The sequence below is a fragment of the Hyphomicrobium sp. genome, from assembly GCF_036262015.1.
Lineage (GTDB): Bacteria > Pseudomonadota > Alphaproteobacteria > Rhizobiales > Hyphomicrobiaceae > Hyphomicrobium_C.
The window spans coordinates 55509-81756 of sequence record NZ_DATAJR010000011.1; the positions used below are offsets into that span (position 1 = coordinate 55509).

The 26248-nt window shown below is 61.5% G+C and carries 26 protein-coding genes; 15 read left to right on the plus strand and 11 right to left on the minus strand.

What is annotated here, in order from left to right; all coding sequences use genetic code 11:
* The first annotated feature begins 702 nt into the window (after window positions 1-702).
* Window positions 703-1128, plus strand: coding sequence for a hypothetical protein (locus VHO05_RS19645; protein WP_329648328.1), 426 nt, complete (start codon window positions 703-705; stop codon window positions 1126-1128).
* Between the two features lie 113 nt (window positions 1129-1241).
* Window positions 1242-1535, plus strand: a complete 294-nt coding sequence (locus tag VHO05_RS19650; RefSeq protein ID WP_329648329.1) for a hypothetical protein — start codon at window positions 1242-1244, stop codon at window positions 1533-1535.
* A gap of 131 nt (window positions 1536-1666) precedes the next feature.
* Here VHO05_RS19650 and VHO05_RS19655 read toward each other — a convergent pair whose 3' ends face one another.
* Window positions 1667-2125: a hypothetical protein gene (locus VHO05_RS19655; protein WP_329648330.1), complete on the minus strand. Its 459-nt coding sequence runs from the start codon at window positions 2123-2125 to the stop codon at window positions 1667-1669.
* 651 nt (window positions 2126-2776) lie between these two features.
* Between VHO05_RS19655 and VHO05_RS19660 the strand changes: the two genes are divergently transcribed.
* On the plus strand, window positions 2777-3556 hold the full coding sequence (locus tag VHO05_RS19660) for a DUF2147 domain-containing protein (protein WP_329648331.1): 780 nt from the start codon (window positions 2777-2779) through the stop codon (window positions 3554-3556).
* A 231-nt stretch (window positions 3557-3787) separates the two neighbouring features.
* Here VHO05_RS19660 and VHO05_RS19665 read toward each other — a convergent pair whose 3' ends face one another.
* Together VHO05_RS19665 and VHO05_RS19670 are read right to left on the minus strand one after the other, a co-directional pair.
* Window positions 3788-5311: an MFS transporter gene (locus VHO05_RS19665; RefSeq protein WP_329648332.1), complete on the minus strand. Its 1524-nt coding sequence runs from the start codon at window positions 5309-5311 to the stop codon at window positions 3788-3790.
* Window positions 5312-5483: 172 nt separating this feature from the next.
* Window positions 5484-7106, minus strand: a complete 1623-nt coding sequence (locus VHO05_RS19670) for a sensor domain-containing protein (RefSeq protein ID WP_329648333.1) — start codon at window positions 7104-7106, stop codon at window positions 5484-5486.
* A 355-nt stretch (window positions 7107-7461) separates the two neighbouring features.
* On the opposite strand from VHO05_RS19670, the gene VHO05_RS19675 reads away from it, so the two are divergent.
* From VHO05_RS19675 to VHO05_RS19685, 3 genes are all read left to right on the plus strand, one after another.
* Window positions 7462-8514, plus strand: a complete 1053-nt coding sequence (locus VHO05_RS19675; protein ID WP_329648334.1) for a phenylacetaldoxime dehydratase family protein — start codon at window positions 7462-7464, stop codon at window positions 8512-8514.
* Between the two features lie 82 nt (window positions 8515-8596).
* The gene (locus VHO05_RS19680; protein WP_329648335.1) at window positions 8597-8956 is read left to right on the plus strand and encodes a metalloregulator ArsR/SmtB family transcription factor; all 360 of its coding nucleotides are present in this window, start codon (window positions 8597-8599) and stop codon (window positions 8954-8956) included.
* Window positions 8934-10061, plus strand: coding sequence for an SRPBCC domain-containing protein (locus VHO05_RS19685; RefSeq protein WP_329648336.1), 1128 nt, complete (start codon window positions 8934-8936; stop codon window positions 10059-10061). The genes VHO05_RS19680 and VHO05_RS19685 overlap by 23 nt, the downstream gene beginning before the upstream one ends.
* Window positions 10062-10066: 5 nt before the next feature.
* Here VHO05_RS19685 and VHO05_RS19690 read toward each other — a convergent pair whose 3' ends face one another.
* A complete protein-coding gene (locus tag VHO05_RS19690) occupies window positions 10067-10852 on the minus strand; it encodes a TonB family protein (protein WP_329648337.1) in 786 nt (261 codons plus the stop codon).
* Window positions 10853-11232: 380 nt separating this feature from the next.
* Here VHO05_RS19690 and VHO05_RS19695 point away from each other — a divergent pair, with 380 nt between their 5' ends.
* Window positions 11233-12111: a DUF72 domain-containing protein gene (locus VHO05_RS19695; RefSeq protein ID WP_329648338.1), complete on the plus strand. Its 879-nt coding sequence runs from the start codon at window positions 11233-11235 to the stop codon at window positions 12109-12111.
* A gap of 21 nt (window positions 12112-12132) precedes the next feature.
* Here the strand turns inward: VHO05_RS19695 and VHO05_RS19700 are convergent, their stop codons facing one another.
* The gene (locus tag VHO05_RS19700; RefSeq protein ID WP_329648339.1) at window positions 12133-12669 is read right to left on the minus strand and encodes an SRPBCC family protein; all 537 of its coding nucleotides are present in this window, start codon (window positions 12667-12669) and stop codon (window positions 12133-12135) included.
* A 160-nt stretch (window positions 12670-12829) separates the two neighbouring features.
* On the opposite strand from VHO05_RS19700, the gene VHO05_RS19705 reads away from it, so the two are divergent.
* The 4 genes from VHO05_RS19705 to VHO05_RS19720 all read left to right on the plus strand — a co-directional run bounded on the left by VHO05_RS19705 (window position 12830) and on the right by VHO05_RS19720 (window position 15646).
* Entirely contained in the window at window positions 12830-13186 is a 357-nt protein-coding gene (locus VHO05_RS19705; protein WP_329648340.1) for a hypothetical protein, read from the plus strand.
* A gap of 152 nt (window positions 13187-13338) precedes the next feature.
* Complete coding sequence (locus VHO05_RS19710) at window positions 13339-13605, plus strand: hypothetical protein (RefSeq protein WP_329648341.1); 267 nt, start codon at window positions 13339-13341, stop codon at window positions 13603-13605.
* A 124-nt stretch (window positions 13606-13729) separates the two neighbouring features.
* A complete protein-coding gene (locus VHO05_RS19715; RefSeq protein ID WP_329648342.1) occupies window positions 13730-14329 on the plus strand; it encodes a Spy/CpxP family protein refolding chaperone in 600 nt (199 codons plus the stop codon).
* 144 nt (window positions 14330-14473) lie between these two features.
* Window positions 14474-15646 (plus strand): OmpA family protein, encoded by a 1173-nt coding sequence (locus tag VHO05_RS19720; RefSeq protein WP_329648343.1) that lies wholly within the window; start codon window positions 14474-14476, stop codon window positions 15644-15646.
* Window positions 15647-15732: 86 nt separating this feature from the next.
* Here VHO05_RS19720 and VHO05_RS19725 read toward each other — a convergent pair whose 3' ends face one another.
* Window positions 15733-15990 (minus strand): hypothetical protein, encoded by a 258-nt coding sequence (locus tag VHO05_RS19725; RefSeq protein WP_329648344.1) that lies wholly within the window; start codon window positions 15988-15990, stop codon window positions 15733-15735.
* Window positions 15991-16137: 147 nt separating this feature from the next.
* Between VHO05_RS19725 and VHO05_RS19730 the strand changes: the two genes are divergently transcribed.
* The 3 genes from VHO05_RS19730 to VHO05_RS19740 all read left to right on the plus strand — a co-directional run bounded on the left by VHO05_RS19730 (window position 16138) and on the right by VHO05_RS19740 (window position 19088).
* Window positions 16138-16545 carry a thioesterase family protein gene (locus tag VHO05_RS19730; RefSeq protein ID WP_329648345.1) on the plus strand — a complete coding sequence of 136 codons (408 nt, stop codon included), beginning with the start codon at window positions 16138-16140 and terminating at the stop codon, window positions 16543-16545.
* Between the two features lie 142 nt (window positions 16546-16687).
* Complete coding sequence (locus tag VHO05_RS19735) at window positions 16688-17641, plus strand: polysaccharide deacetylase family protein (RefSeq protein WP_329648346.1); 954 nt, start codon at window positions 16688-16690, stop codon at window positions 17639-17641.
* A gap of 109 nt (window positions 17642-17750) precedes the next feature.
* Complete coding sequence (locus VHO05_RS19740) at window positions 17751-19088, plus strand: DUF1134 domain-containing protein (protein ID WP_329648347.1); 1338 nt, start codon at window positions 17751-17753, stop codon at window positions 19086-19088.
* Window positions 19089-19093: 5 nt separating this feature from the next.
* Here the strand turns inward: VHO05_RS19740 and VHO05_RS19745 are convergent, their stop codons facing one another.
* The 4 genes from VHO05_RS19745 to VHO05_RS19760 all read right to left on the minus strand — a co-directional run bounded on the left by VHO05_RS19745 (window position 19094) and on the right by VHO05_RS19760 (window position 23957).
* Window positions 19094-20089, minus strand: coding sequence for a L,D-transpeptidase (locus VHO05_RS19745; RefSeq protein ID WP_329648348.1), 996 nt, complete (start codon window positions 20087-20089; stop codon window positions 19094-19096).
* A gap of 44 nt (window positions 20090-20133) precedes the next feature.
* The gene (locus tag VHO05_RS19750) at window positions 20134-20559 is read right to left on the minus strand and encodes a L,D-transpeptidase (RefSeq protein ID WP_329648349.1); all 426 of its coding nucleotides are present in this window, start codon (window positions 20557-20559) and stop codon (window positions 20134-20136) included.
* Window positions 20560-20710: 151 nt separating this feature from the next.
* A complete protein-coding gene (locus VHO05_RS19755) occupies window positions 20711-22177 on the minus strand; it encodes a deoxyribodipyrimidine photo-lyase (protein WP_329648350.1) in 1467 nt (488 codons plus the stop codon).
* A 46-nt stretch (window positions 22178-22223) separates the two neighbouring features.
* A complete protein-coding gene (locus VHO05_RS19760) occupies window positions 22224-23957 on the minus strand; it encodes a tetratricopeptide repeat protein (RefSeq protein WP_329648351.1) in 1734 nt (577 codons plus the stop codon).
* A 134-nt stretch (window positions 23958-24091) separates the two neighbouring features.
* On the opposite strand from VHO05_RS19760, the gene VHO05_RS19765 reads away from it, so the two are divergent.
* A complete protein-coding gene (locus VHO05_RS19765) occupies window positions 24092-24667 on the plus strand; it encodes a thioesterase family protein (protein WP_329648352.1) in 576 nt (191 codons plus the stop codon).
* 1 nt (window position 24668) lies between these two features.
* Here VHO05_RS19765 and VHO05_RS19770 read toward each other — a convergent pair whose 3' ends face one another.
* Window positions 24669-26129, minus strand: coding sequence for an NAD(P)H-hydrate dehydratase (locus VHO05_RS19770; RefSeq protein WP_329648436.1), 1461 nt, complete (start codon window positions 26127-26129; stop codon window positions 24669-24671).
* Window positions 26130-26248: the final 119 nt, after the last annotated feature.

Below are 26248 nucleotides of genomic sequence, written 5' to 3' on the forward strand. Positions count from 1 at the left end.
GCAACGGAAGAACCGGGGGGAGGCGCCGAAAGCGCCTGCGCAGCCCAGCCGCTCGGGCCGGACATCGCGTCGATCGGGACGATGTCCTAAATCCGCCGTCGTGTCCGGCCCTGGCGGTGCCGCTCCTGCGTGGCGAGCGTTTAACTCTTCACTTGCGGGACGGGCTGGTGGTGCCGGAGGGCCGTCTTGCACGCGGCGCGGAATTTCACGCGCTCCTTGCCATGCAAGCCTCTCGTGTCAGCCTCTTTTGAGCACTGGATCGACTCCGGACTGCGCAGCATGCTGTGCTTTGTGGGGGGCGGAGCTACAGGCGCAGCACCAGTCGATGGCGCCAGCGTAGTAAAGCCGGGATCCGCGTGCGGGGTGCTCCCATAATTTGCAGCCATTGCCCCACTTCCTGCGATCAAAAGCGCGGATGCGGCCAGCGCCGGAAATAATCTGAAAGCCTTCATTGGGGGCTCCTTTTCTGTTTTGGGGGGCGAAATGCGGCATGACCGCGTGCGCCCACCGATATTGATGGGAGGAGCGACACCGGTTCACCAGCGGGCGAGCGAATACAAATTCGTAAAGGCAGGCTGGCCAGCTTCTAGACCTCAGAAATCGCCGAAGTTGCGTCAAAGCGCACCAAATGAGAGACTGCGCAGGTCGGGAGAGGACTGCGTTCGACACAAAGCTGGATACGTCCAATCACGGGAGGCTCACGTGACCCGGACAATTCTCGCACTTGCGGCAGCTCACTTTTGCATCGCGGCTTGTTTTTCCTCGACCGCTCAAGCTTGCGTCTCCTGCGAGTACGTGCCGGAAGTCGCAAAAAAGGCTGCCGAAAAGCCTTCACAAAAGCGTCCCCCTGCTATTGCTAAGGAGCGCACCAGCCGCCCGCAGAAGCGCATCGCCAAAACACCGCCGCCGGTGAAGAAGGCCGCGCCGGCGCAGGAGGAAGCGTCGAAGACCGCTCCTGCCGAAACCCCACCCGAAAACGAGGCATCAACCGCTTCGACGGCGGCGTTAGACGAGGCCAGCCGGGCTCCCGCTCCGGAGACAAAGGCTCCCGAGGCGACCCCAGGCGCCGTGGAATGCAAGAAATTCTCGGCGACGGCCGGAACCACGATCACGGTTCCCTGCGAATAGGGCCGCCGTATTCCATTTAACTCTGTCGCGCCCGCGGACGTTGTGGTGCTTGCGCCATCGCGCATGGCGGATTACCAAGCCGACGAGATGACTTGAGCACGGAGTTGACCATCATGACTGACATTAAGGATGCGCAGGCGGAAATCGAGCGGCTGAAGCACGAAGTGGCTGAGCTTTCAGGACTTGCGCTCGCAACCGGCGTGCTTCTCACGCAACTCCTGCAATCGAACCTCAAGCGCGAGCTCAATCCGTGGAACTCCGCCACGAAGATGATGAACGAAGCGCGGAGCGCGATTGAAGGTTTTTCCCCCGAGACCGATGGCGAGCGCGATCCGGTCATGAAGCAGCGCGCCTTGGATGCGCTGACGCAATACGAGACGCAGCTGCGGTCGGTGCTGCCGACCTGACAGCAGGCTACGACGAGCCCGCTTGGTGCAATGGCATCGGGATCGGATTCCAGGATAGCGTCACTGTTTGCGCTCGCGAAAACGCACCTGCGTGGCAACCGCCCCGCAGGTGCGGAAAATAGGTCGAGCTATTAGCCCCGATAAGCTACGCGCGTTTTCGCGTATTGCTTCTTCTCGGCATAGCCTCTGTCGTGGCGCTTCTGAGCATAGCGCTTCTTCTCGTAGATTTTGCTGGCAGCATACTTCTTGGCAATGCGCTTTTGAGCGTATTGCTTTTTGGTATACTGCTTCTTTGCGGCGTATTTCTTTGCAACCGGGTTCGAGGTTGCATACTTCTTCGTGGAACTCTTGTTGGTGGCAATCTTCGCTTTCTTGATCTCCCCCGCGTCCGCCAACGCACTGATGCATCCCTGCGAGAGGCGAGGCCCCACATCCCTCATGCATTTGCGCAAGCCGGGACTTCCCACGGCATGCATGCTGCAATGAGCGAAGTAGTCGTCGCGACACGCGAGCTTGACAGCAAGACTGACGGCGTACGCCTGGTTTCCGAGAAAGACGAGCGCAATGGCTGCAAGGATCGTGGCTTTCATGCGGACCTCCGTGGCACATCAGTAGTGCAACAGATTCTCGCGTTTTTAGCCAAGGTTTAGTGCGAAAAAATACATGATCGACGGGCGCGAATGCTTAGGCGTAACCTAAGTGACCTTCGCGCCCGCAACATCTCTTGACGGATCGTCAGATCACCGCAAGTGCGGTGCAATAGACGCAAATGGGCGCCTTTTAGTAAGGCGGACGCCGCCGGTCATACCGCCGATAATAGTGCTCGGTATTCCCGTAACGCAGGGAGTCGCAATAGGCGCTTCGCGTCCCGCTTTCGCATCCGTAGCGTCTCAGAAGCTCGGCGTCTTGCCGGTTGGTAGGCCCCCCGGCAAGAGCATTTGCGCGCGCTTGTTCGACATCAACTTTCGTGTCTGCGCGAGCAGTGCCAGGCATAAAAGCCGCCGCCGCAGCGAGGCTTAGGATCGTGAGAGTCATATACCGCATGATCGTCACTCCTTTTCTCCTGCCGCCCCACTGCGCGACCTAGGACGCGACAAAGCACCAATCAACCCGTCTGCTACCTCATGCCGCCCCGATCTCTCATCCCTGTTCCCGAGGGAATAGCCCGGCTTCTCAGCCCGCGGCAAAAGTCGCTCATCACGTTCACGCGAGACACACACCTTTTGACAAGGATGCGCGCCATGCCGCTGACCCCTCGCACCCTCACGCTCGCCGCCGCAGGCCTCATCATCTGGGCGGCCCCCTCCCACGCCGCTTCGGATCCTTCCGGCATCTGGTTCGATCACAACGGCCGCGGCGCGGTCGAGATCGCGCCCTGCGCCAGCGGCAACGGGCTCTGCGGCTACGTCGTGCACATCAAAGATCCGAAGAACAACAAGCGCTGCGGCACGCAGATCCTCGGCAACGTCACACCGGGTGGCGGCGGCTGGATCTACAGCCCCGACCGTGGCAAGAAATATAGCGTCGAGCTGACCCGCCTCTCAGACGACAAGTTGCGTGTCGTCGGCAACGCGGGCTCGTTCTTCAGCAAGACCTTCACCTGGAACCGCGCGCCCGACGACGTCGCCCGCTGCGGCGAGACAACGGCTGCGGCCCCCGCCAAACCCACCGAGGCGAAGGCCGTGGAAGCAACGGCTGAGCCCGCCACCACGCGCGAGAACACCGCCGAGCCAGTCACCGTCACCAGCTCTACGGGCGCCTCGAACGCCTCGCTCGCCCTGATGGGCGCGCCAAAGAAGCAGAAGCGCGAAGTCGTCCAAACCGCCGCGAAGTCCGATGAAGCTGCAGCCGCAGCTCCCGCTGTCGCCAAGGAACCCGCTCCGTCCAAGCCGAAAGCGGCACCTCAGAAGACGGCAGAGGCCCCTGCTCCCGCCGAGGAGGAAAGCTTCGTCCCCGAACGCAAGTGCAAGTTCAAGATCCCCTACGTCGGCCGCGTCATCTCGGTCCCCTGCCGCGACTAGAGCGTGCTCTGAACACACGCTAGTGTGATGATCGAGAAATTCGCCATCATTGGCCGCAAGGTTTCGAGCGAATTTCTCGATCTGAATCACACTAGCAAGTCTATGTTTCTAGTGTCCCCTTTAATTCCGAAGTTCGCTCGGCACCTAGAAGCGAACTCTAGCGAACTTCGGAATCGGAACACTAGAGGCCGGCGAAGCGCGGTGACGATGCGGAGGGCCTCCGCTGCATCGTCACCGCTTGCCGCTTTTGAGGACCGTGGCAGCAAGGATCGCCGCAATGACGGCACCGACGGCAGAGACGCCGGAAGCAATTTCGAACGCATAGACGAAGGCACCACGCGCCGTAACAAGCAGCTGTTGCCCGGCTTCGCCGCCCAACTGCCCTGCGGCCGCCACGGCACCACCCAGCGTATCCTTCGCGGCATCGATCGCATGCTCAGGAATTCCGTGCAGCACTTCGTTCGCCATGGCGTCCCGGTAGATTGCGGTCACGACACTACCGAGAACCGCAATACCGAGCGCACCACCGAACTCGAAGCTGGTCTCGGAGATGCCCGACGCCGCCCCCGCGCGTTCGGGCGGAGATTCCGCCATAACCAGATCGGTGGTGATGGCACCGAGCGGCGCAAGACCGAGGCAAAAGATCATCATCCCCGTGAAGAGAAGCCAGGGACTATCGACGGCGCTGAGTTGGGTCAGAAGCGCAAACCCAAACGCCGACACGATAAAGCCCGACGCGATGACGACATGCGGAGGAAAGCGGCGAACGAGGAACGGCGCAGCCATTGAGCCGAGCGCAAAGACAAGACCGGACGGCGACGTCCATATCCCCGCCTCCAACGGATCGAGCCCAAGCACGAGCTGAAGATACTGAGCGATGAACAAGAACGTCCCGAAGATAATGAACAACGAAGCGATGTTGGTTGCGAGCGCCGCGCTGAACCCTCCACGTTGGAACAGTCCCACATCGATTAGCGGATCTGGCAGACGCTTCTGTCTGCGAACAAAGAGAATTCCAATGAACACTCCCGCCGCGATGGCGAGTACAGGCTCCCAACCCCAACCAAATTCGGCCGCGCGCTTGATCCCGTAAATGACGGCCAACACCGCTACCGTCGCTTGCGCCGCGCTGATGAGATCCGCGCGGCCCGCATTCGGATCACGGAATTCGGGCAGGAAAATCGGCACCAGGATCAGCAACAGCAGCATGATAGGCACATTGATGAGGAAGACTGAGCCCCACCAAAAATGCGTCAGCAGCACGCCGCCGACCAATGGCCCGATGGCCGCCCCGCCCGAGAAACACGCAAGCCATACGCTGATCGCGAACGCCCTCTCCCGGTCGTCATGAAACATGTTGCGGATCAGCGAGAGGGTCGACGGGGCCAAGGTCGCAGCAGCCAGCCCTTGAAGGGCACGCGCGACAATCAGCATTTGAGAACTCGTCGAATAGGCCGCGATCAGGGATGTCAGACCGAAGACAAAAACACCGAACAGCAAAACACGGCGCCGTCCTAAGCGGTCGCCCAGCGTGCCCATCGTGATGAGCACGCCCGCCACCATGAACCCGTAGATGTCGACGATCCACAGGAGCTCTGAAGAGCTTGGCTGCAGCGCAGCGGTGATCTGCGGTATCGCGAGATGCAATACCGTGAGGTCCATTGAATAGAGGATGCAGGGAAGCGCCAGCACGGCCAACCCGATCCAGTCACGGCGCGTTGCTTTTGCGCTCTGGATTTCGGTCGTCTGTGACATTCTGAGAAGGGCCTCCGCGCGGTCCACGACGTCCGCGCGATCGGCACAGCGTCGATATTGCCCGCCGGGTCTTACCCTTAACCATTGCCAATGTCACGGCGTCCGCCGTCCGCACACGGCGCTTGCGCGCAAAGATAGCCAAATTCCTCCCGCCACACGGGAGCAATCCGCGCTACGTGCCGGTCTGCAAAACATAGGCGGGCTGCTGACCGAGATCACTTATTCCGGCCTCGTAGAAATGATACATGCCGCGCCCATTGGCCTTCGAGCGGTACAGAGCGATATCGGCGTTGTGGAGCAGCTGATCCTGATCCCCACCATCCTGCGGAGCAATAGCGATCCCGATCGAAACGCCGATCTCGACCGCGTGACCATGCAAGGCGTAAGGCGCACCCACACTGTCGATGAGGCGCTCGGAGAGGAGCGCCGCGTTCTTAATCGGCTCCTTCGAAACCTGGACGACGATGAATTCGTCACCACCGATACGCGCTACTGTGTCGGTGCTGCGCACACAGCTCCTGATCCGGTCCGCCACCGTTTTCAAGAGCGCATCGCCTACCGTATGACCAAGCGTATCGTTGACCTGCTTGAAGCGATCGAGATCGAGGTAGAGCACCGAAATGCTCTCGTCCTCCTGCCTCGTTGCTAAAGCGTGTTCCAGCCGCTCGCTGAGCAACATCCGATTCGGAAGATCGGTAAGCCCGTCGTGAAGCGCGAGATGCTCGATGCGATCCTCGAGGCGCAGACGGTGCGTGATGTCCTCGTGTGTCGACACCCAGCCCCCGTTGGACATCGGACTGCGCACGACAGCAATGGAGTTTCCATTCGAGAGTTCGTGCACGCTTTCCTGCACGAGCGCGATGTCCGCAATGCGACCCGGAAGATACTCCGGCGGCATGCCGTTCTTGTAGATCTCGGTAACAACGTGGTTGTTGATCACGGCCGTAAGCGGCGTGCCGGGCACACAGAGATGTGGCGGTAGCCCGTACATGGCGGCGTACTGCGCGTTGCACATCACCAGACGCTGGTTCAGGTCGAACATCACCAGGCCTTGCGCCATGTGTTCGAGCGCCGCGTCAAGTTTGACGTTCTGCTCGTTCATCTGCGCTTGAATCGTCTTGCCTTCGGTGATGTCCATCCGAAGGCTGAGATAGCCTTGCAGCTTACCTTGACTGTCGCGAACCGCAGTATTGATGCACTGGACCCAGTAGTGGCTTCCGTCCTTCGCCCGATTGCAGACTTCACCTTGCCACACCTCGCCCTTGACCATCGCGGCGAACATGTCGGTCCAGAAGGATTTCGGATGATGACCAGAATTGACAACCGCATGCGTGCGCCCGATGAGCTGATCGCGCGTATAGCCGCTGATCTTGCAAAAGTTGTCGTTGACCTGAGTGATCACACCGCGCGGATCGGTTTCCGAGATAATGGCGAGACGGTCGAGCGCAACGTTGTGCAGCCTCAACCGCGCAAGGGCTGACGTCAGCGCCTCAGCTTGAACACTCTTGGCACTGAGCGCTTCGTCCAGCGAGCGCGCGATCGTCTGCAACTTGGCGTTTGCGTCGAGCGTCGCATTGATGAACGGACGGACGATAAGAAAAAAGATGAGCGGAGCGCTGATCGCCGTGACACAGGCTGCGTCGCGCAAATGTGCGAGCAGAGTCGCCGGAGTTTCGGAGTCGACCCGCAACGTCATGAGCAGAACGAACTCGACGACAAAAAAGGTCAGGGCGATTTGCGCGGTCAGCCCAACCAGCTCTGCGGGGATGAAAGGAAAACGCAACGTCCGTGTCATAGCGCAACCAACATTCGCTCAACGCATTTCGGAGAGCGCTGCCCCGTCTAACGGACTAAACAGCGTATACTGTAAATATCTTAAGCGTATGAAGATCGTCTTAGCGAGTTCACTTAACACCGAGTTACCGTTAGCAATCGCGAAACCACCCTCATCGGAACAGCCAATAGCGACGTTCAACCATTTGGTTGACAGTCTGTCGCACTTTGCTACATTCAACCCATGGGTTGACTATTGATCCTGATTGTTGGGAGGGCTGCAGGCCCGGCCAGATTTGGAGGACCAATCGTTATATTCCATAAAATATATCGCGCGTCCAGCGAGGCGTGCGATCGACAAAAATCGGAGAGGAAGCATGCCTTTGGACTCGTCAATTCCCGCTCACCTGCGCTGCCCGCGCACCCGTCATCGCCGTGTCAGCGACTCTTGGAAGCCGCCTTATCCTGCATTTTCCGCGAAGGTCGACCCAACGGTCGAACAGCTGGTGATGGCCTACTTCGGAGTTCAATCCAAGGGCGAGGCGACGCACGGCAAGGCCTGTGCCGCCTTTCAGAAGATCCGCGATAGCCTGCAGCTCGCCGATGGCCCTGCGCGTCACGACATCGTGCAGTTCGTTGACGCCGAAGGCTTCCTGAACCTGATTGTCGTCGCCTATTGGCAAGACCCGAAGGCACATCAGAATTGGAACAACAGCCCTGAGGTCGCGGGCTGGTGGGCCTCTGACGACAGGCTCAACGAGGGCGTCGGCTATTTCCGGGAAATTCTCAGCCCGCGAATGGAGCAGTTCGAGACGATCTTCACCCATGACTACGGGCCCTTCGAAGGGGTGAGCATTCTCTTCGGCAACATGAGCGAGCCGATCTTCGAGCACGGTTATTGGGGATCGATGCGCGATCGCCTGCCGGTATCGCAGAACGACACCATGGAGCCGTCCGGTAAGCTGACCGTGACCCAAGGTCAACCGCAGGCCGGAGGGCGCGTCATCATCAGCGGCCATCAGAACCTGACATTGATCCGATCGGGAGAGGACTGGAGCCGAACACAAGGCGAAGAGCGCCGCACATGGTACGAGGACATCGAACCCGTGCTGCACCAGGGTATGAACTTTCTTCGGGACGACGGCCTCGAGGTCGGCTGCTACGTCAACCGCTACTGCCATCACATCGATGAGAACGGCAAGCCGCTAGAGAAGGGGTTCGGCGTCAGCCTTTGGAACTCGCTCGCCCATCTCGAACATTGGGGTGAGTCCCACCCAACCCACTTGCAGATTTTCGTAACGTTCATGCGAAACGTGAACAAGTTCAAGGATCTTACGCTCTATCATGAGGTCTCTGTGTTCGACGCCTCGAACCAGTACTTCGAGTACATCAACTGCCATCCGAAAACGGGCCTGCTAAGGGCCGTCTAGGTCCACCTGTCGTGGCGGCACCCGCCGCCACGACAGGTCCGCCAAATTGACAAATCCGACGACAAATGAAAAACTCAATCAAATGGTTGAGCATCGAAACGAGCATTTGGACCACATCTTCCACGCACTCGCGAGCGTCACGCGCCGCGAGATCGTGGGCCTGCTTGCTGAGCGGCCTCACAACATTAGCGAGCTCGTCCCCCGGTTCGACATGTCGCTTGCGGCCGTATCGAAGCACATCAAATCCCTGGAGCGGGCCGGCCTCATCCATCGCGAGATCGTCGGCCGCAATCACATCTGCAGCCTCAATGCAGACGCGCTGAGCGAAGCCTACAGGTGGCTTGGCGCCTATGAAAAGTTCTGGCACGAGCGCCTCGACGCGCTGGTAAAGGTATTGTCCGAAGCAAACGGTGGACGCAGTGGCAGCGCGAAACGGAAATAAGAACGTATCCGTCGCGATGGTGCGCAAGCTCAACGCTCCGGCGCGTGCAGTCTACAATGCTTGGACCGATCCCACGATCCTGGCCAAATGGCTTGCCCCTGGCGCCGACACGGTGACATCCATCACGTTGGATCTGCGCAAGGGCGGACGCTACCGCCTCGAAGGTGTGAACGGCGACGGCAAGCCGTATGCGTTCTCGGGAACCTATATCGACATCGTTGATGGCAGCCGCATCGCCATGTCGTGGGTCTACGACGGCCCGGTCCCTGCCCTGCGCACCGGAAGCTCCATCGTTGTAGCCGACATCAAGCAGCTCAAACCTGACATCACAGAACTCACGTTGACGCACGAGAAGCTCTCGGCCCGCGACGAAGCCGAGATCTACCGCGTGAGCTGGACCGAGTGCATGGGCAAGCTCGAATGCGTCGCCGGAACGGCACCGCCAAAAAGCGAGCCGAGCATTTCCGAAAAGCACGCCGACTTCTATTCGGACAGCCAGCGCCGTATTCAGGATCGCTTCGAAACCCGCAAGCTCGCCGACCGCCTCGAAGCCGTCCTGATCCACGATCACTTGAGCGCAGTCGATGCCGCCTTCATCACGCGTCAAAACATGTTCTTCCTTGCGACTGCCGATGCATACGGCCAGCCGAACTGCTCCTACAAAGGTGGCGCACGCGGGTTCGTAACCGTTGTCGACGAGCGGACCGTTGCGTTCCCCGACTACAACGGCAACGGCATGCACCTTTCGGTGGGCAACATCAACGAAACGAACAAAGTCGGCCTGCTCTTCGTCGATTTCGAGCGTCAGGCGCGCATGCGCGTGCTCGGCTCGGCGCATGTCGATGAAAACGATCCGCTGTTCGAGCGCTATCACGGCGCGCAGATGATCGTGCGCGTGAGCATCGAATCTGTCTTCACGAACTGCCCGCGCTACGTCCACAAGATGCAGCTCGTCGAGGAATCGACATTCGTGCCTAAAGCCAACGTCGAAACGCCAGCGCCATCATGGAAACGGCTCGGTGCGGTTGCGGATGTGCTGCCTGAAGACGATAGCCATCTCAAAGGCACCGACACCGACCTCAACAAAACGCTCAACAAGGGCTGAGCTGCCTACCGGTAGACGTAGGTGATCGTGAAAGTCCTGTCGGCAAGCGTCGAATTGTAGGGCGGCAGCGGGAAGTAGCTCTGCTTCGCGGCAAACATGACACTCTGGTCGAGGCTCGTGCCCGAAGCGTCGAGAAGCTGAAGCTGGGCGATATCTCCATTCTCGTTGAGAATGATGCGAATGGTGACCCTGCCATAAATCCCACGCGGCGGCGGCATCGTCGTGCGCAAGGCATGGATCACGCCGCGTCCGAAATCGTCGTTCTCACCGGAGCGCGTAATCCCCGGAGGCCGCGTCGCTCCCGCTGACCGTCCGGGCGGCGCGCTCGAAAGATCCTGAGGCGTCGGCTCGACGCGCGCTTGCTTTTGCGGCGACTTCTTCTTTGGCGCCTCCTTTTTCTCAGCGGGCCTCGGCGCTTCGGTGGCCTTTTCCGCGGCCTTGGTTTGCTCCGGCGGCTTTTGCACCTCCTCCGTTGGCTGGGGCATCGTCGCGAGATCGGGTAGCAGCGACTCGAAATCAGGTAGCGCCGCTTGCTCCTTCTCCTTCGCAGGGTCTTTTTGCTCCGGTGTCTGCTCCTTGGGCTTCTCCTCGATCGGCGGCGTAACAGGCGCAGGCTCGGCCGCTTTGGGTTGAGGCTCGGGTGCAGGCTGAGGCTCAGGCTCCGGTTGCGGAGGCTCTGGCTTGGGCTCGGGCTGCGGAGGCTGCGGCACGGCCGTCGGAGCAGGCGCGCCTGGAGGTGGCGTCGCCACGGATTCGAGGCTTTTCAGATCCGCCGAAGTGACGAGATCCACGGCGATCGCATCGCTCGCTCCAGAGCGGTCTCCAAGCGTCCGCTGAGGCGCCCGCCGTCCGACATCGATGAAGAGCGCGGCGTGAACAAGAAACGCAACGACGAGCGCAATACGGAACGCACGCTCCCGGCGGTCGAGCGGCGGAACGAGCCGTTCGGGGAGCGCGATCAGGTCGTCCGCAGTCTGCGTCGCGTCAGTTATTTCCTGCCCCTCCTGTCCCGTGGTTTCTTCGCCCCCCTTTCAGTCCGGCGGGGCTCAAAAACATTACGAACCGCACGAACAAACTACTACTGGGTTCGCCGTGTCATGCACACGTGGCAATTTCAGCTCCAACACGTCGAAATGCCGAATTATAGTGGTGAAAACGGGGAGATACGCCCATGAGCGAGCACGGCACCATCAGAGCGGGCATCGGTGGCTGGACCTTCGAACCCTGGCGCGGCGTCTTCTATCCCGAAAAACTTCCCCATGCGAAAGAGCTCGGGTTTGCGAGCCGTGCTCTCACCACCATCGAAATCAACGGGACCTACTACCGCTCGCAGACGCCCGCAACGTTTGCGAAATGGGCCGGCGAAGTTCCCGACGGCTTCGTCTTTTCCGTCAAGGGACCACGCTTTGCCACTAACCGCCGCGTACTTGCCGAGGCGGGCGATTCGATCAAGCGCTTCCTGGACTCCGGCCCCACCATGCTTGGCGATCGTCTCGGCCCATTGCTTTGGCAGTTCGCGCCAACGAAAAAATTCGATGCCGACGATTTCTGCGCATTCCTCGAACTGCTCCCCCGGAGCTTCGATGGCCACAAGCTGCGCCACACCGTCGAGGTGCGGCACCCCACATTCCAATCCGCCGAGTTCATTTCGCTGATCCGCAGCTTTGATATTCCTGTCGTCTACGCCGACCACCCGACCTATCCCGCTATTGCGGATCCGGTGGGCGATTTCGTCTACGCGCGGCTTCAGAAAGGCGAGGACGACGTTCCGACCGGCTATCCCCCCAAACAGATTGCGAGCTGGGCCGCGGCCGCGAAAACGTGGGCCGAAGGCGGCGTGCCGAAACAGATCGAAGGCGATCTCGCCACAAAAGCGCGCAAGGAAGACAGCCGCACGCGCGACGTCTTTGTCTACTTCATCCACGGCGGCAAAGTGCGTGCGCCTGCCGCCGCCATGGCCTTCAATGTAGCAGCCGGACTGGAAACGCCGGCTGCTACACAAAACGCGCCCTCGGCAAAACCAAAGGCCAAACGCGCGACTAAAAAATAGCGCGACGGCGCGGCTCAGCGCTTACGAGGCCTTGCCCTCGACCAGGGTCTTGAGATTCGAGAGACCTTTCTCGAACTGGTCGCCGATCATCTTTTCGCCGTTCATGAACGTGCAGATCGCTTTTTCGAGAAAGCCACGCTCTCCCGACATAGACCACGTGACGATCGTGCGCGGTCCATCGGGCTTGAACGTAAACTCGCTCGCGTTCGATCCTGTCCACGGCTTGACGAAGTCCGTGCGGATGCGAATGCGCTCGTCCGGACGGCTCTCGAGCAGCGTCATGCTGCCTTCACCCACATTTTCGTTTCCAGCCCAGCGCAACACTGCGCCTTCACCCGACTCGGACCCTTCGAACGTCGCCTTTGCAGCGGGGTCGAGCTTGGCCCACGGAGACCACGCCTCCCATTTGTGAAAGTCATTAACCTCGGCGAATGCCTGTGCCGTTGGCGCGACGATGATCGTCGAGCGCTCGACGCGGAACGCCGACGGCTGAACCGCGACGTAAACGCAAAAGACGGCGACGATCGCAACGATTGCCAGCAAGATTTTCTTGATCATTCGACTTACCAATCCTCCCACGACCCGGCGGGCCATATCATCCGTACGCCTATCGCGCCATCCTGCGAGTTCCTCTTGACACGGTCATGGCCAAGACGCTTGCCTTGGCGTCTGCAAGTGGCGGCACGCCGTCGCGCCAAAAACGGGGAGAACGAACAAAATGCGCAACTCAGCAACGGCACTCTCGCTCGGCTTTGCTGCACTATTCGCCACGGTCTCTACCGCAGGCGCGGCCGAGCCCTCCTATGTCGGAACCTGGGCAACGGACCTCGCCCAATGCAAGGTCGGCCAGGAGCGTCAGGAAGCTCCGCTCGTCCTGTCGAAGGATGGCTACGATCAGTACGAGACGCACTGCAAGTTCAAATCCGTCGATGGCGCAGAAGGCGAATTTAAGGTCACGTCCGACTGCACCGTCGAAGGGAATGCTCAACCTTACGATTTCACGCTCACCGTTTCCGGCGATACGCTGACCGTGACCGACGATACGGGTTCCCGCGATCTCCTTCGCTGCAAATAGATTAGCGGCGCACGCACCACACTCCCACAGCAATCACGGACGAGGCCACCGTTGCGCCACATTTCGACCGCGGCCCAGGCGCAGCGTCCGCCGCGCCGTGGCTTTGGCGCGCGCGGGAGCTCGAAGCTGAGGCGAACTGAAGGAGGATGGAAATGAACCGCATTGCAAGACTTGCTGCCCTTACGCTCGCACTCGGCACGATCGCAGCGGCGACGACGCCTGCCAGCGCGGCATGCAAGCAGATCGGTGCCGTTGGCACGGGCGTGACGACGGACTTGGCCAAGTTCATGGCCGACGCCGCGTTGAAGAACATCCGCGAAGCCCAGGGCTACTCGAAAGCGTCCGGCACAACGACCTACAAGTGCGAGACTGGCATGATCGCCACCGATTGCCACGCTCGCCAGAAGGTCTGCCAGTAGGCCTCTCGTAAAAAGTAAGAGAGGGGCGCGACGGAAGTCTGCGCCTCTCCCGTTCTTTCTTGCAAGACGGCGCAATCGGCTCCCCCCGCCGAACCAGCGCCGATCGAGCAAGGAGAACGGACATATGACAGGTAAGCGAAAGTACATTCTCGCCGGTGTCGCCGCCGCAGCGGTGGGCCTCGCGGCCGCTGGAGCGATCGCCCAGCGTGCTCACTATTGGGACGGCCACAAGGGCCGTCATTTCGGTCACGGCGCCTCGATGGGCGTTCTTGGGCTTGGCTTTGGCGGCCCTCACGGTCGAATCTGCCGGGCAGACAGTGGCGAGTTCGCGGACATCATGCTCGTACGCCTTGAGCATCGCATCAATCCGACAGAAGCTCAGAAGGGCGCCTTCGAGGATTTCAAGGTCGCAACGCGTGCTGCGGCGCAAAAGCTGAGCGAGGGTTGCCCGAAACGGCCGGAAGTCAAAGATGGCGAGTCTCGCCCGCCGCGTAGCCTCATTGATCGCCTGAACCAGACGCAGACAGGGCTTGAGGCCTCTCTCGATGCGCTGAAAACCTACCGGCCAGCGGCGGAAAAGTTCTACGCTTCGCTCTCGGATGAGCAGAAGACGAAGCTCTCCGAGCGCCGCCGCGGCGGCGAGCGCCACTGGAACAGAGACCGTGGCCCCGGCGGCAAGCCCGATAACGAGCAGGGTTCCCCCACCCCCAACGACAAGGGCTAACACGGACGAGAAGCGCGGAGCGAATTAACTCTCCGCGCTTCTCAATACTGTTCACTCCACGGAATCACGCGCCAAAGCCTTGATAACTCCGCAAACCTGGATCATCGTAGGGTCTTCAGGTCATGCCGTTGGGGTGAGGTGGCAATGCTTGTGCGCGTTGCACTTATTTTGCTTTTGCTGTCGGGGCTCTTCGTCGCCGGACATCTCGGCGTGAACCTCCCTTGGGACCTCGCCGCGACCACGCCCGCGAAGGCACCTGACACATCGAAACCGTCGCACGCGACGGCGACGTCGCCCGCCCAATCCGCATTGGAGGAAACGACCTCCGCCCTCTCAGGCGGCGAGCAGGCTGCACCGTCAGCGGGTAGCGTGGCCATCGACATATCCCGCATTTCTCCCGACGGCCTTTCCGTATTCGCTGGCCGCGCAGAGCCGGACACCTACGTCACCGTTCTGGAAAACGGCAAACCTGCCGGCACTGTGCAAGCGGATGCCAATGGCGAATGGAGCTTGGCAACCGAGCACAAGTTCGCAAGCAACGATCCGGCGCTCACCTACGAGGTCAGCAAGACGCCGCCTGCCGCGCTCGAACCGCCAAAGGAAGCTCAAGTTGCGGCCCGCCCTGCGGAACCAGCGCAACAATCCGCATCTGCGGTCGCGAAAGAGGTAATGCGCAAGTTTGAGAACCTCGTTTCGGACGCGCGCAAAGAGGCCCAAAAGTACGAAGAGGCCAAGAAAAGGGATGCTGAGGAGGAAGCCCAAGTCGCCGAAAAGAGCGAGCCTGAGCTGAAAGTCGAGCCCGACGCAACAAGCGAGCCGCAGGTCGAAAGCAAGGAAACAGCGACTGCCGAGGCCTCTCCAAACGCAACCTCTCAAACAGCCCCAACCGCCGGCGAGAAATCATCCGACACGTCGAGCGCTTCCATTGCAACGGCGGCGTCCAACGCGACCGCACCCACGTCCTCGCAAGACGTGATCCCGGTGCCGATCATGTTCGTCTATAACGAGGCGACGCTCACGAGCGAGGGCGAGCGCGCCACAAGCTTGCTGCTCGAATATCTGACGCTCAAGCATCTATCAGCCGTGGAACTGACGGGGCATGCCGACGAGCGCGGCACCAACGAATACAATTTCGACCTGTCGCGCGAACGTCTTGAGAAGGTATCTGAGCTTTTGAGGGCCGGTGGATACGCCGGAAACCTCAAACTCACGCCAAAGGGCAAGAGCGAACCGTACGCGGGCGTTGATCGCGCCCGCTACAGCGGCGAAGCGCTCTATCAGCTGGATCGGCGCGTTGAGCTTCGTGTGAACCACTGAGCTCCCAACTCTCTCAGAAAAAAGCCCCGGTTTTCACCGGGGCAAGGATGGAGAGCGGGAGGAAGGGAGCGAGGACGGGGAACGCCTTACTGACAGGTCTGGAGCAACTCCCAGACCTTCTTGCATTTGCCGGCGACACAAACCGTCTTCGGCGTTTTCACATACGAACAGTGATAGGCACCGGAGAAGCCCTCGTAGCCGTTCATCGGGCGACTGAACTGATAGGTTTGCGAATAATAATCCTTGCTTCCTTTTGCCTGCGCATCGGCGACGGCAAGAAGCGGAGTAAGAGCCGCGGCTGAAGCAAGAGCAGCGAATGCGGCAACGCGAAGCGAACGGGTCATGGGAGCCTCCAACATGCGGCCGGGCTGGCCTCAATGAAACGATGACCTGAACCTACGTTCCCCCACTCTACTCCGCTGTTCCGACCGTGACTCACCCGGCTCGGGATAAAATCGTGCCGGACACCCATCAAGCCTTTCGAGGACAAGATGCAAACCAATTCGGCGCTCCAACCAGGCCTCGAAGGCCGAACCGCTACGATCGTCACCGACGCGCTCACTGCGCCTGCCGTCGGAAGCGGGTCGGTTGCCGTCTACGCCACCCCAAGCATGGTCGCCCTGATGGAGGCAGCAGCCGTCACCTGCATCGAACATCACCTCGCGCCAGGCCAAACCAGCCTCGGCGTCCATCTGGACGTCAGCCACACCGCGGGAACACCCGCCGGACTCGCAGTCTCCGCGACCGCCACTTTGACGGCCGTCGACGGCCGCAAGCTGACGTTCGCCATCGAAGCGCATGATGCCGTCGAGGTCATCGGAAGAGCCACCCACACACGCATCGTTGTCGATACCGAGCGCTTCATGGCCAAAGTTGCTGCCAAACTTTCCCGTCAGTAATACGCGCGCGCTGTGGCCCAATGCCTACGGTCACTGGCTATTATCCGCCCTTATCCCCAATCTCCTGGAAAGCAGGCTTACGGGCCTCCCCGCCGCCGGTATTTGTTGGTACAAGAGGCCAATCATCCGGGGAGGAATCATAATGCGCTCAACGCTCGCGACGCTGCTCGTTCTGATTGCCACTGCGGCCGCCGCCGGCGATGCGACCAAGTCCCCCGCAAATCCGCCGCCTGCCGCGCCGCCCGCAGCGAAAGCCGCAGCAACGCCTCCGCCGGAAACCGCCGCCTTACCGGACTCGAAAGGCAAGTGCGCGAACCCGAACGCGCTAGGCGTGGCACGCACGGTCGAGATCGACACGACTGGTGGCCCCGGTTTCGGCTTCGACCACTACAAGGCCTACGACTTTCTGCAGGACAAAGAAGTCGTCCTGACCTTCGACGACGGCCCGCAGGTGAACACCACCAAGGCCATTCTCGATGCGCTCGATACCGAGTGCACAAAGGCAATCTTCTTCAGCCTCGGCAAGATGGCAATCGGCCTACCGGAAATCATCCGCGACGTGGCCCACCGCGGACATACCGTCGGCACCCACACGTGGTCGCATCAGGACATGCGCAAGAAGACCGATCAGGAAGCCAAGGACGAAATCGAGAAGGGCATCAGCGGCGTGCGCCGCGCGGTCGGCGGGCCGATCTCTCCGTTCTTCCGCTATCCCTACCTTCGCGATTCCCAGGCTACGCTTGCGCATCTCGCGAGCCGCAATATCGCGATGTTCTCGACCGACGTCGACAGCTTCGACTTCAAGCGCCAGACACCTGAGCAGCTCGTTCAAGCGACGATGAAACGGCTCGACAAGAAGGGCAAGGGCATCATCCTGATGCACGACATCCAGCCCCACACGGCGAAGGCCCTCCCGGCGCTCCTCGCGGCCCTCAAGGCGGGTGGCTACAAGGTCGTGCAGATGAAGGCCAAGGACGATCTAAAAACCCTCGCCGAGTACGACGCCATGATCGAGAAGGACGTGAAGGGCCTACCTGCGGTCGGCGCCGAGCGGCCGCTGTCGAGCGTCGTGAAGACAGTGCCAACCGGGAAATAGGCGTCGAATCAGACAGTTAAGACACTGTCATAAAAAAGAAGACGCGAAAGCCTTGGCATCATCGGTAAACTCCCTAAAAACGCCCTAAGTGGGCGAGAGAGAGTTTTTGATGAGCATGAGACAAAGACTTTATTCGGGGCTCCTGGGCCTTGCGGTGGCGTTCGCCCTCATTCCGCAGGCGATCGCGGCTGCCGAAACATGCTCAGTAGAAAGTTTTGGCGATGCCGTCGACGCGTCGGCCAGCGAATTGCGCGCCTTCAGCGCTGAAACCCAACCCAAACTGAAGCAGAAGCTTGCAGCACTACGCGACGCCAAAAAGTGGACCGAGCCCGATTTCGAGACCAAGGGCCTCACGCTCGTTCACGACAAAAAGCTCGACGATTTTGACACCCAGGCCGGTGAGCTCCTGAGCAAAATCGACACCCTCGGCAGTCCGGAGCCGGCCGATGGCGCCGCCAATACGAGCTGCGCCAATCTCACCGAGCTCAAGGCCGCCTCCAGCGAGCTGATGGCCGTGATGCGCGCCAAGTCAGCGTACCTCATCGCGAAGATCGACCGCGAGATCGGGACGCCGCCTGCCGCGACTCCCCAGCAAGTGGCCAAAACAGAGACGGCACCGCAAACGCCCGTCGCACCGCATGCAGCAGCACCGGCATCGCCGGAAAGCACGCCCTCGCTCTCACCAATTCGCAAGAGCGAGACCTCTCAAACGAAAGAGACACCTCCGGTCGAGCAGACCCATCCAGCACCGCCACCGCATCCCGATCACGACAAGCCCAAGGAAGCCGATCGCTCGTCGAGCTGGAATACGACGACGGCACAGGCCGTCATTCCTCCGCCGCCGATCCGCCAGGCTCCGCCGCACGACAATGTTCCCGGCGCCTTCGAACAGCCGGGCGTGCCCTACGAGTTGCCTCCGCAGGCCGATCCGGATGACGAAACACCGGCCTTTGACGCCCAGGGCGGCGGATACTCGATCGACGAAATCCGCGAGGCCACGCGCGGCTTCTTCGGAACTGTATCCACCTCGCTCGCGAGCGTGATCGAGCACGCGTTCCAGAAGTCGGGACGCCCGACGGCCTATGTCCTCGGCACCGAGGGCGGCGGCGCGTTCTTGGCGGGTCTGCGCTATGGCGAGGGCACGCTCTATCTGCGCTCGGGCGGCAGCCAGAAGGTCTATTGGCACGGCCCATCCATCGGCTACGATCTTGGCGCCGAGGGGTCGCGCACGCTCTTCTTGATTTACCAGCTCGAAGAGCCCAACGGACTGTTCCGCCGCTTCACCGGTGTGGATGGCTCCGCCTATCTCGTCGGCGGCGTCGGCATGACGCTTCTGAAGGGCGGCCCTGTGATGATGGCACCGATCCGTTCGGGATTGGGCCTCAGACTTGGCGCCAGCATCGGCTACGTGCGCTTCACGCCGCGGCCGACCTGGAACCCGTTCTGAGCCGGCTAGAATCCGTATCCATACGAATTGCCGTTGTACAATCCGCGCGGCTGAATGCGGCGCTGCTGCGCGGCATAACCGCGGCGCCCACGCGCAGGCGCGTAATAGGCGCTCGGTGACGCACCATAGCCGGAGTATCCGCGCGCATAGTAGCTTGGCGGCAGATAGCGATACTGGCTCGCGCGACGCATCGGCAGAACCTCGCGCGGATAGTCGTCATAGGCCACACGCGCACCCGAATGGCTCGGCGTGCCGTGTACGACAATCTGCGTGCGCTCCTTGCCGTGACCGTTGACGAGATTGAACAGCGTCGCGGCGTTCTTTGGCGCAAGACGCACGCATCCGTGGGACGCCGGCGTTCCCAGCATCCGTGTTGCATAGCTGCCGTGGATCGCCACGCCCTGATGGAAGAACACGGCATGGGGCATCGGCGCATAGTCGTATTGGCGCGAGTACCACATCTTGGACATCCAAGTCGGCCGGAACGTGCCCGTGGGCGTGCTGTAGCCGTAGCGCGCTGACGAAATGGGCCAGGTGAAGCGATGCACGCCGTTTTCGGAGACGTTCATCGATTGCTTCGTCAGATCGATATCGATCGCGAGAGTCGGCTCGGGCGGAGGCTGCAGAGCCGCCGCTTCAGCGCTCGGGGAAGGATCTGCGGGAGAAGCAGCGCTGGCCGCCGGCGTTGCTGCAGCGGCCGTGCCCGGTTGAGCCGGAACACCGGCGACACTGGGCGCAGATGGAGCGCCGGGTGTAGCGGGGGCACCGGCCGAAGCTGGGGCTGCAGCCGCAGACGGACGCTCAGGAGCGCCCGGAGAGACGGTGAGTGTCGGCGGCGAGGCCTCATCGACGGAACGGCTGTCCGCTGCCGCCGACTTATTGATGATCGTGACGGTCGGAACGTCCCTCGGTGCGCCCGGTGTCATCTCTGTCTGAGCACCCGCTGCACCCGCGCTCAGAAGCACGGCGGCAAACACACCCAGATAAACCTTCGACCTCATCCCACATACCCCAACGCAAAACAAACGGAGACGAAAACAAACGCCTAGTGACGGATCGATATGCGCGTCCGACCGGCGCCGTACTGCCGGACGAGCGAATAGAACTGCGCGGCATGCCCGGGCGCGAGACGGATGCAGCCGTGCGACGCAGGACTGCCCAGCCGGCCGACTTCGGTCGTCGCGTGAATGGCGTACCCGCCGCTATAGAAGACGGCATTGTGCATCGGTGCGCCGCGATACTTCGTCGAGTACCAACGCTTCTCGAGACGCTGCGGGCGGAACGTGCCGGACGGCGTGGCATAGCGCCCACGGCCCGTGGAAACAGGCCAGCGGTAGTACAGCTCGCCGTTCACATAGACGTCCATAGTCTGGGAGCTTTTGCTGATGCGGGCTTGAACTTCGGCCAGAGCGGCAGCTGGCGCGATAGCCGACACGATCGCGGCGGCGAGCGCGATTTTTAGAACACGCATTACTTGTACTCCCGACACTACAGAGCAGGCGGTGCGCACCGCCACACGAAAGAAAAGCGCAATTCCGTTAGGATATCGTTCCCAAACTGATCGTAAAGGCGCAGTGCACGTACGATCTGTGTTTGCACGGCGTTTACCAAGTTCCGGGCGGTCAGGAGCCAGACTTGAGGCCATCGAACGCAGCCAGCGCTGCGCGCCGCGCCTCACTATGGTCGACGATTGGAGCGGGATAGGTCTCTCCGATCACCACGTTTGCCTCTCGGAGCGCCTCAGCAGGCGCTTGCCACGGCGCATGGATCGCCGTGTTGGAAAGCTTGCCAAGCTCGGGCACCCATCGGCGCACATACACGCCATCGGGATCGAACGTTTCTCCTTGGGTGACCGGATTAAAAATACGGAAGTAGGGCGCAGCGTCCGCTCCTGAGCCCGCGACCCACTGCCAGCTCGCGGAATTGTTGGCGAGATCGGCGTCGACGAGCGTATCCCAGAACCACGCCTCTCCTTCGCGCCAGTCGAGCAAGAGGTCCTTGATGAGAAAAGACGCGACGATCATGCGCACACGGTTGTGCATCCATCCGGTGTGCCAAAGCTCGCGCATTCCGGCGTCAACGATGGGATAGCCGGTCAAACCCTTCTGCCAGGCCTTGAGCGCCTTCGTAGTCCTACGCCACGGAAACGCTTTGAACTCGGGACGGAACGGTGCTTCTGGCAGATCCGGCCAATGATGCAGCAGATGGGACGAGAACTCGCGCCACGCCAGCTCCTTGAGGTAGGTCTCGCATCCTGCATCCGAATGAGCTTGGCGTGCGGACGCCGCCTCGGCCGCGTACCAGCACTGACGCGGCGAGATCTCTCCAAAGGCCAGATGCGGCGACAAACGCGACGTTCCCTCCATATCTGGCCGGTTGCGTTGCTTCGCATAGTCTCCCAGCCCATCCGTGAGGAAGTCTTTGAGACGGCCGCGCGCGCCGTCCTCTCCCGGAGTCCAGATCTCCCGAATGCCCGACGCCCAATCCGGTTTCCAAGGGAGGAGAGCCCAGGCGTCGAGTAGTTCGCTCTTCGGGGGCTTCTTCGGCCCACGCAAGTCATCCGGCGCCTTCAAAGGTCGTCCAACGTCGAGTTGGGCACGGAATGCACGCCAGAACGGCGTATAGACCTTGAACGGCCCTCCCGCTTGGGTTTTGAGACGGTCGGGATCGTGCAGGAGCGCGCCCGCGAAACGCCTGAGCTCTATGCCATCGCGTTGAAGACGGTCGCGCATCTTATGTTCAAGCTGTGCAGCCCAGGGCTCGTAGGCGCGGGAGCAGTAGACGGCCTCCGCACCGGTCTCCTCAACGAGTCCCGCGATCGCATCCACGGTATCGCCACGCCGCAATACGAGCGGACAGCCCCGCTCCGCAAGGTCGCGCGCCAGAGCCTCGATACTGTGATGGAGCCACCAACGCGATGCCGCACCCGCCCGCCAAGGGCCCGCGACTTGATCATCCAGAACGAAAGCAGCAACGATGGGCAGGCCGGTTTCAACGGCAGCGGAAAGCGCTGCGTGGTCCGCGATCCGAAGGTCGCGGCGGAACCACACGAGAATGGGCTTGTTCGTCACAAGAGGCTCGGCGCGCAAGGCATGATCTCGAACTCGGAACGTTGAGGCGCGGCCGGCAGTTCACTCAGTTGAACAGAAGATCGAAGATCGTCTTGGTTTTCTTCTTTGCGGTTGCCCGCTTCGTCGGAGCCGGATCACCGAAAACACCGCCCATCGGCGAATCCCACGGCGCCCAGCCTCCGCTTTGCGAAGTCGTGGTATAGCGCCGTTCGCCGCCTGGCGAGGCGATCTGATCGCGCGACACCCGCAAATCGAAATCGTCCGTCACGCCATCGGCGGTCGCAACCGTCACCTTGCCGGTGTCCCAAGTCCACGTGGCAACCTTCTCGCCCTGCTTGTGCGGCTCGATGGCGATGACAACGCCAGCTTCCACATCGACGACGGCGATGAGTTCGAGATCCTCTCGTCCCGATTTTCCGGGAACGCTGCCGCCAAAGAAACGCAACGTGCCGATTCCCTTCCACGGCGTCGTCTTCAGCTCCCACTCCAACAGCTTTGGCTGTCCCTCCCCCATCATTTCGAGAGGAATGGAAAGTCGCGGATACTGGTCGTTGAGCGCAATGAAACGTTCGCCCTTTTTGACGACGCGCCAGGTGTCGATGCCCGCGCCGGAAACCTCCGTCTCCTCGGCTCGTGACGGTACATTCCCGAGCCGTTGCAGCGCTTCCGTCGCATCGCGATAGCCCGGACGCAATGATTGCGCCTTCTTGAGATCCGCGATCGCTTGATCGGTCTGGCCCTGCGCTTCTTCGATTTCTGCCTTCACCCAATAGACTTCGGGAATATCAGGGCTGAGTTTCTGCGCCACTTCGATATCGCGCAACGCAACATCGACCTGACCGCTTTTCTTGTAGGCATAGGCACGATAGGCGAATGCAAGGCCGGAGCGCGGATCGATCTCGATCGCGGAATTGAGATCTGCGAACGCCTCGTCGTTCGTCTCCGCCAGAGAATACGCGAAACCGCGCTCGGCAAACGCCGACGCGTTCTTGGGATCGATCTCGACGGCCTTAGCAAAATCCTTGATCGCCGACGCCGTATTGCGCACAGCGAGATAGGCCTTGCCGCGCAGCACGTAGCTCTCCGCATGATTGACGTCGAAGGCGATGGCCCGCGAGAGGTCCTCGATGGCTTCATCGTAGTGCTCGACCTCGAGCTTGGCTTCAGCCCGATTGCGGTAGCCCGCAGCAAAACGGGCGTCCGCCTTGACGGCGCGCGAGAAATCCCGAATGGCGGCGTGAGGGCGATGCTGAGACAGGTGCGCGAGGCCGCGCCCGCTCAAAGGCGCGGGATTTGAGGGCAGCAACTGCACCGACTTGGTGTAGTCGACGATCGCGTCGTCGAGCCGGCCGAGTTTCACATATGCGCCAGCGCGGTTGTTGTAAGCCGCGGCATAGCCAGGCGCGAGCACGATCGAGCGATCGAAATCCTTGAGCGCTTCTTTCGCCAGTCCGAGCGAGAGGAGCAGGTTGCCGCGATTGTTGTACACGGCCGCGAACTCGGGAAAGAGCTGAGCGGCAAGATTGAAATCCTCGAACGCCTGTCGCGTCTGACCCATTTTGATGTTGGCGACACCGCGATCGTTGAGGATCGCTGCGCGGCGATCATTCGGCAGCGCCGTATCCTTGAGCGCTTCGGTGTAGCTGAAAATGGCTTGCTGCACGTCCCCGCGCACGAGCGCACCGGCGGCTTCGTCAGTCGCTTGCGTAGGCTCACCCGGCGCCGCAAACGCGGAAGCACCCAGCGAGGCCGCGAGACCCAGGGCGAAAGCAGCACGGACGGCATGCGAACGGACCATTATACCTCTGAACCTCCGGCTAACACCGGCATGGTAAACTGCGGCGGATCAAATTTCCCCTGAATCTGCCGCACGGGTCAATAACGCCCGATTGTGGCTCCGGCACGGTGCCAACCAATAAGGGATTATCCCGGATGAATCTGTGGTTCCGCCTGATCTGGTTGTTCTTGACGGCACCGATGCGATCGAAACTGACGATTCCCGCCGATGTGTCCACGCTTGATTTCAGGGTCCTGCCGCACGACTTGGATCTCAGCTTCCACATGAACAACGGGCGCTATCTCCAGATCATGGATCTGGGCCGCTTGGACCTCCTCATGCGCAGCGGGCTTGGCGGGGCTGTCTGGCGTCACGGATGGACGCCCGTCGCCAACGCGGCCGCCGTGCGATTCCGCCGCGAGCTGCGCCTTCTCGACCGGTATCGGCTTGAAACGCGCGTTGTCGGCTGGCTCGATCAAGCCGTCCTGATCGAACAGACGTTCGTCTTCACGAGCGGCGAGCGCGAAGGCCAGGTGTCGGCGCGCGCGCTGTTCAAGGGCGCGCTCTACGACCGCAAAGCCCAGCGCTACGTCCCGGTCGCCCAGATGATGGAGATGATCGGCACCGCGGCGTCCAGCCCAGAGTTCTCCCCGGACGTCCAGGCTTTCCTCGCCGCCGACAACGCCATGCGCGAAGCGGGCCACGCCGCAACCAGCGCTTCGGATCCCTAAATCAGCGATCCGTTGCCTCGGGCATCAGCCGTGCGAGCACGGCTGGCAAACGCTCCGGCAAGTCCTCGGCAATCAATCCCGGCCCGAAATCCTGTGCGGCCGCTCCGTGCAGCCAGGCCCCCGCAGCAGCGGCTTCGAAAGCAGGCATGCGTTGCGCGAGAAGCCCCGTGATAACACCCCCAAGCACATCTCCCGAGCCCGCCGTCGCGAGCCAGGGCGGCGCGTTGGTATTGATCGCGGCCCGTCCGTCCGGCGCTGCAACAACCGTATCCGGCCCTTTGAGCAAAACGACTGCGCCGGTCTCTCGTGCGCCTTGCCGCGCGCGCTCAAGCTTCGAGCCGGGCACGGCGCCGAACAGCCGGTCGAACTCCCCATCGTGCGGAGTGAGAACCACGCCCCGGTCGTCACGAGCGGCGATCGCAGCCCGCAAACGCTCGACATTACCAGCAAACGACGATAGGGCGTCAGCATCGATCACCACTGACGCCGGCGAGCGTAAGGCCGCCTCCACGAGCCGGCACGTCGCTTCGCCCACACCGCCGCCGGGGCCAATAAGCACGGCATTTTTCCGCGCGTCCGCAAGCAACTCGGAAAGTCCCTCCGGCCCCTCGAACGGCTTCAGCATGACGGCCGTCAGATGCATGGCATTGACCGTCACCGCATCGAGCGGACTTGCGACAGTCACAAGTCCCGCTCCCGCCCGCAGCGCCCCGCGAGCCCCGAGACGCGCCGCCCCGGTCGCGTGAGCCGGCCCCGACACCGCCATCGCATGTCCCCGCGAATACTTATGACCGCTGTGAGAGGGCCACCGAAGACAATCACGCCAAAGTGCCGGTTCATTCAGGAACGTCGTCACGCCGATGTCCCGAAGGACGTCCGGCGGGATGCCGATATCCGCAATGCGGATCGTCCCGCAAAGATCTCGACCCGGATAGAGCACATGGCCGGGCTTCAGCCGAAAGAAAGTCACCGTTTCCGTCGCACGCAACACGGGCCCGTAGGCGTTCCCGGTTGCGCCGTCGAGGCCGCTCGGCACGTCGACGGCAAGAACGGGCGTTCCGCGCTCTTTCACGGCTTCGATGACCTCCGCAGCCACGCCGTCGATCGGACGCGACAGGCCCGCGCCGAACATCGCGTCGATGACCAGATGCAGGCTATCGAGCTGAAAGGGATCGAACGGGCGGAACGGCCCGTCGAAGCGGCGCGCCATCTCGGCGGCATCGCCCTTGAGCGCAGACTTATCGCCAAGAAGAAAGAGTCGGACGTCGTAGCTGGCCCGCTTGAGATAGCGCGCGGCAACAATGCCATCCCCGCCATTGTTTCCCGGTCCGCAGAGTACAGCCACCCGCGATCCAGGCGGAACCAGTCGCCTCGCTGCATCCGCCACCGCTTGACCGGCTGCCTCCATGAGCGCAAGGCTCGCGACGCCATGCGACAGCGCAAGGCAGTCCGCACGGCCCATCTCGCTCGGGGTGAGAAGTTCGATGCCGCTCTCTATCCAAACCGTCCCGGTCCCCAAGATGCCTCTCCTCGATCGCGCCGCCATGCGCTCGACCCTAGTGGTCGCACCGCGCATTGGCC